We start from the raw sequence: 4,742 nt of genomic DNA, 5'->3' as shown, positions 1-4,742 counted from the left end.
GCGTTCGGCAGGCGCGGCCAAGGAGATCAAGACGCTGATCACCGATTCGGCCGACAAGGTCCGCCATGGCAACGAGCTGGTCGACCAGGCCGGGCGCACCATGGGCGAGATCGTGACCAGCATCAAGCGCGTGACCGACATCATCGCGGACATCTCGGCCGCCTCGCAGGAACAGAGCGCGGGCATCGAGCAGGTCAACCAGGCGATCACGCAGATGGACGAGGGCACGCAGCAGAACGCGGCCCTGGTCGAGGAAGCCACGGCGGCGGCGCGCAGCATGGAACAGCAGGCCGGACAGCTGGTACAGACCGTCGCGGTGTTCCGGGTGCAGGATGGACGCCCGGCGCGCGGCGGCAAAGACCGGGTCGCGGTCGCGGCGCAGGCACCATCGAGCGTGGTCAAGCTGCCTGCCCACAGGCAGGCTGCGGCGCGCGCGAAGCCCGCGGCACGCGCCACGGCAAAGGCGGCCACCGCCGAAAGCAGCGGCGAGTGGCAGGAGTTCTGATCGCACACGACAGCCTGTGGAACGACGGGGCGCTTCGGCGCCCCGTTGCGTTTGTGAACCACGGCGACAGGCGCGCGAAACAGCGACGGACGAACACTGAAAGCCTGGCCGCGCCAGGCCCGTCATGTGCGGAACTGGGACGTTCTGTCCATTTCCGCAGCTGGATTGTGCGCTGCAGCAGCCGTTATCGGGGGCACACACCCCTGCCGATCCGGCGGGGTTCGATTCCGACTCCACAGGACTCCCACATGCGTGCCCGCACTACCCCGCTCTGCCTCGCGCTCCTGCTTGCCGTGCCGTTCGCCGCCAATGCCCAGGATGATGACTCGACGCTCTGCGCCGCAGCCCCCAATTTCTCAGTTTGATCGTCAGTTGCCCCAACCCGGTAGAAACCAATGAAATCCAAGAATCTGACTATTTCCACCCAGCTCGCCATCGGCTTTGGCGCTGTGGTGCTGATCATGCTCGTCATCGGCGGCATCAGCCTGCACAGCCAGTCGGAAATGAACACCGCAAGGGAGATCAGCGAGCACACGTTCAAGGTGCTGGCGACCGGTGAAACGATGCAGGCAAATGCGCTGAATATCGAGACGGGTACGCGCGGTTACCTGCTGTCGGGCGACAAGGCGAACCTGAAGCCGTTCATCGAAGGTCAGGCGGGATTCGAAAGGAGCTATGCCGACGCCAAGCAACTGACCGCGGACAACGCCAAGCAACAGGCACGCCTGGTAGACCTCGACAAGGCTTATCGACGGCTGCTGGCGGCTGAACAGGAAGCCATCGCGGCACGCGAAGCCGCCACCAGCACGCAGGACGTAGTGCCCTTGTTCCAGCAGGGCCGCGACCGCGCCGCCATGGGCGGAATCCGCTCGCTGCTCGGTGACTTCGCCAACGAAGAAACGGCGCTGCTGGCCAAGCGCAGCGCCGCGCTGAACGCGGCACGCGTCCGCGGCAAATGGTCGGTGCTGATCGGCAGCCTGATCGCGGTGCTGGTTGCGGTGGGCATGGGCCTGATGATCCGCCGTCAGTTGGTCAAGCGGATGGGCCTGGCGATAAATGTTGCCGATGCCATCGCCTCGGGCAAGTTGGACAACACTATCGACACACAGTCGCGCGACGAAACCGGGCGCTTGCTGATCAGCATGAACAAGATGCAGGAGCAACTGCAACGCTTTGCCTCTGCGCAGCAAACGATGCAGGTCGAGCATGATGCCGGCGATATCGAGCATCGCATCGACGCGGCGGCCTTCCCCGGTGCCTACGGCCAGATGGCCGAACAGACCAACAACCTGGCCGGATCCCACATCGCGATGAACGCCCGCGTGATCGAGATCGTCGGGGCCTATGCCAGCGGCGACCTGTCAAGCGACATGGACCGCCTCCCGGGCAAGAAGGCCGAGATCACCGCTGCGGTGGACGCGGTCAAGATCGGTACGCTGGCCGTCAACGCCGAGATCAAGCGCCTGGTGGATGCGGCGGTAGCCGGCGACTTCAGTCAGCGTGGCGACGCCCAGCGCTACCAGTTCGTCTACCGCGACATGGTCGAGGGCCTCAACACCCTGATGACCAGCGCCGACCACGGCCTGGATGAGATCGGCTCGCTGCTCGCCGCGGTCGCCGACGGCGATCTGGGTCAGCGCATCACCGTTTCGCTCGCTGGCCAGTTCAGCCGGGTCGCCGACGACGCCAACCGCACCGTCGACCGCCTGGCCGACATCGTCGGCCAGATCCGCACCGGCAGCGATGCGATCAACTCCGCTGCCTCCGAGATTGCCGCCGGCAACGACGACCTGTCGCGCCGCACCGAGCAGCAGGCCGCCTCGCTCGAGGAGACCGCCTCGTCGATGGAGGAACTCACCTCCACCGTGCGCCAAAACGCCGACAACGCCCGCCAGGCCAACGAACTGGCCATCGGCGCGGTCGGTGTCGCCTCGCAGGGCGGCGAAGTGGTCGGGCGCGTGGTCGAGACCATGTCCGCGATCTCCGAATCGTCCAACCGCATCGCCGACATCATCGGCGTGATCGACGGCATCGCCTTCCAGACCAATATCCTGGCGCTCAACGCCGCGGTGGAAGCCGCGCGCGCGGGCGAACAGGGGCGCGGCTTCGCCGTGGTCGCGACCGAGGTGCGCTCGCTGGCGCAGCGCTCGGCCGACGCGGCCAAGGAGATCAAGACCCTGATCACCGATTCGGCCGACAAGGTCCGCCACGGTAACGAACTGGTCGACCAGGCCGGGCGCACCATGGGCGAGATCGTGACCAGCGTGAAGCGCGTCACCGACATCATCGCCGACATCTCGGCCGCCTCGCAGGAGCAGAGCGCGGGCATCGAGCAGGTCAACCAGGCGATCACGCAGATGGACGAGGGCACGCAGCAGAACGCCGCGCTCGTCGAGGAAGCCACGGCCGCGGCACGCAGCATGGAGCAGCAGGCCGGGCAGCTGGTGCAGACCGTGGCGGTGTTCCGGGTGCGGGACGAACGCCCGGCGCGCAGCGCGAAAGACAGGGTGCCGGTCGCCGCGCAGACGCCGTCGAGCGTGGTCAAGCTGCCCACGCACAAGCCGGCGCCTGCACGCGCGAAGCCGGCGCCGCACAGCCGCCGCACTGCCGCGGTCGCCGCCGCCGAGGCGGGGGGAGATTGGCAGGAGTTCTGAGCTCCCCGCCAGCATGGACATCCCGGGGGGCGGCTTCGGCCGCCCCCTGCTGTTGGCGACCAGCCAGCCCGCCGCAACACTTTTCCGCCCTGCGGCCGATAAGTCTTCCAACATCCGACCCAGAGCGGCACCACCATGTCCGACTTCCTGTCCCGCATCGGGATTTCCCGCAAGCTCACCCTGTTGACCCTGCTCGGCGTGCTCGCGGTGCTGGTCCTGATGGCGCTGGAGCTTGTCGCCGAGCGGCGCACCCTGCTGGCGGAGAAGGAAACCGCCACCCGCGGCCTGGTGGAAACCGCGGTGAGCCTTGCCGGCCACTTCCACGCCCGCGCCCTGAGCGGCGAAATGGGTGAGGACGAGGCCCAGGCCGCGGCCATCGCGGCGATCAAATCGCTGCGCTTCGGCGCCGACGACTATTTCTGGATCAACGACATGCGGCCGCAGATGGTGATGCATCCGTTCAAGCCGGAGATGGACGGCACCGACCTGTCGGGCTTCGCCGATCCCAACGGCGTGCACCTGTTCGTCGAAGGCGTCAAGCGCGTCAAGGCGGGCGGCAGCGGCTTCATCCACTACGCATGGCCCAAGCCCGGCGCCGACGCGCCGGTGCCGAAGATCTCCTTCGTCCAGGAGTTCGCGCCCTGGGGCTGGATCATCGGCTCGGGCATCTACATCGACGACGTGCAGGCCGCGCTCTGGGCTTCGGCGCGCACGGCGGTGGTCAAGCTGCTGGTGGTGCTGGCGCTGCTGCTGGGCGCGTCCTGGGCTCTGGCCCGGTCGATCACGCGTCCGATCGGCCGCGCCGTCGCCGCCACCCACGCGATGGCGCAGGGCCGCCTGGACACCGACCTCCAGGCCACCGGTACGGACGAGACCGCGCGCATGCTCGGCTCGCTGCAGGACATGCAGAAGGTGCTCAGCCGGTTTTCCGACGCGCAGCGCGACATGAAGGCCGCGCACGATGCCGGCACCATGAGCCACGTGATGCAGGCCGCGGAGTTCCCGGGCGCCTACGGCACGATGGCCACCGGCCTCAACGACCTGGTGACCTCGCACATCGCGATGAACGCCCAGGTGGTCGACACGGTTGCGCGCTACGCCCGCGGCGATCTGTCGCTCGACATCGAGCGCCTGCCCGGCGAGAAGGCGAAGATCACCGAAGCGATCGACGCGGTGAAGCAATCGATGCTCGACACCAACGCCGAGGTCAGGCGCCTGGTCGAGGGCGCGGTGGCCGGCGACTTTTCCCTGCGCGGCGACAGCGCGCGCTTCGAGTTCGCCTACCGCGAGCTGATCGAAGGACTGAACCAGCTGATGGCCGCGACCGATACCGGCCTCGGCGAGCTCGGCAGCCTGCTCTCGGCCGTGGCCGAGGGCGACTTGTCGCAGCGCATCGACATCAAGCTGGAAGGCCGCTTCGCCGATGTCGCCGCCGATGCCAACCGCACCGTTGAACGCCTGACCGAGATCGTCGGCCAGATCCGCCAGGGCAGCGATGCGATCAACGCCTCGGCCTCGGAAATCGCCGCCGGCAACGACGACCTGTCGCGCCGCACCGAGCAGCAGGCTGCATCGCTCGAGGA

General features: G+C 67.6%; 3 protein-coding genes. All 3 read left to right on the top strand.

Features of this window, described 5'->3' with window-relative positions; translation table 11 throughout:
• Positions 1–505, top strand: a 505-nt coding sequence (locus ACW5DW_RS17005; RefSeq protein ID WP_457020487.1) for a methyl-accepting chemotaxis protein, incomplete at its 5' end; no start/stop codon positions are given.
• A 395-nt stretch (positions 506–900) separates the two neighbouring features.
• Positions 901–3,159, top strand: a complete 2,259-nt coding sequence (locus tag ACW5DW_RS17000; protein WP_457020486.1) for a methyl-accepting chemotaxis protein — start codon at positions 901–903, stop codon at positions 3,157–3,159.
• Between the two features lie 135 nt (positions 3,160–3,294).
• Positions 3,295–4,742, top strand: a 1,448-nt coding sequence (locus ACW5DW_RS16995) for a cache domain-containing protein (protein WP_457020485.1), incomplete at its 3' end; no start/stop codon positions are given.

The sequence above is a fragment of the Luteimonas sp. A482 genome (genome assembly GCF_054072655.1).
This window is presented reverse-complemented; position numbering and strand designations above follow the sequence as displayed.

Bases quoted from the DNA above. Each gene is read 5' to 3' on its own strand.
- ACW5DW_RS17000 (WP_457020486.1), top strand. From the start codon at position 901: ATGAAATCCAAGAATCTGACTATTTCCACCCAGCTCGCCATCGGCTTT.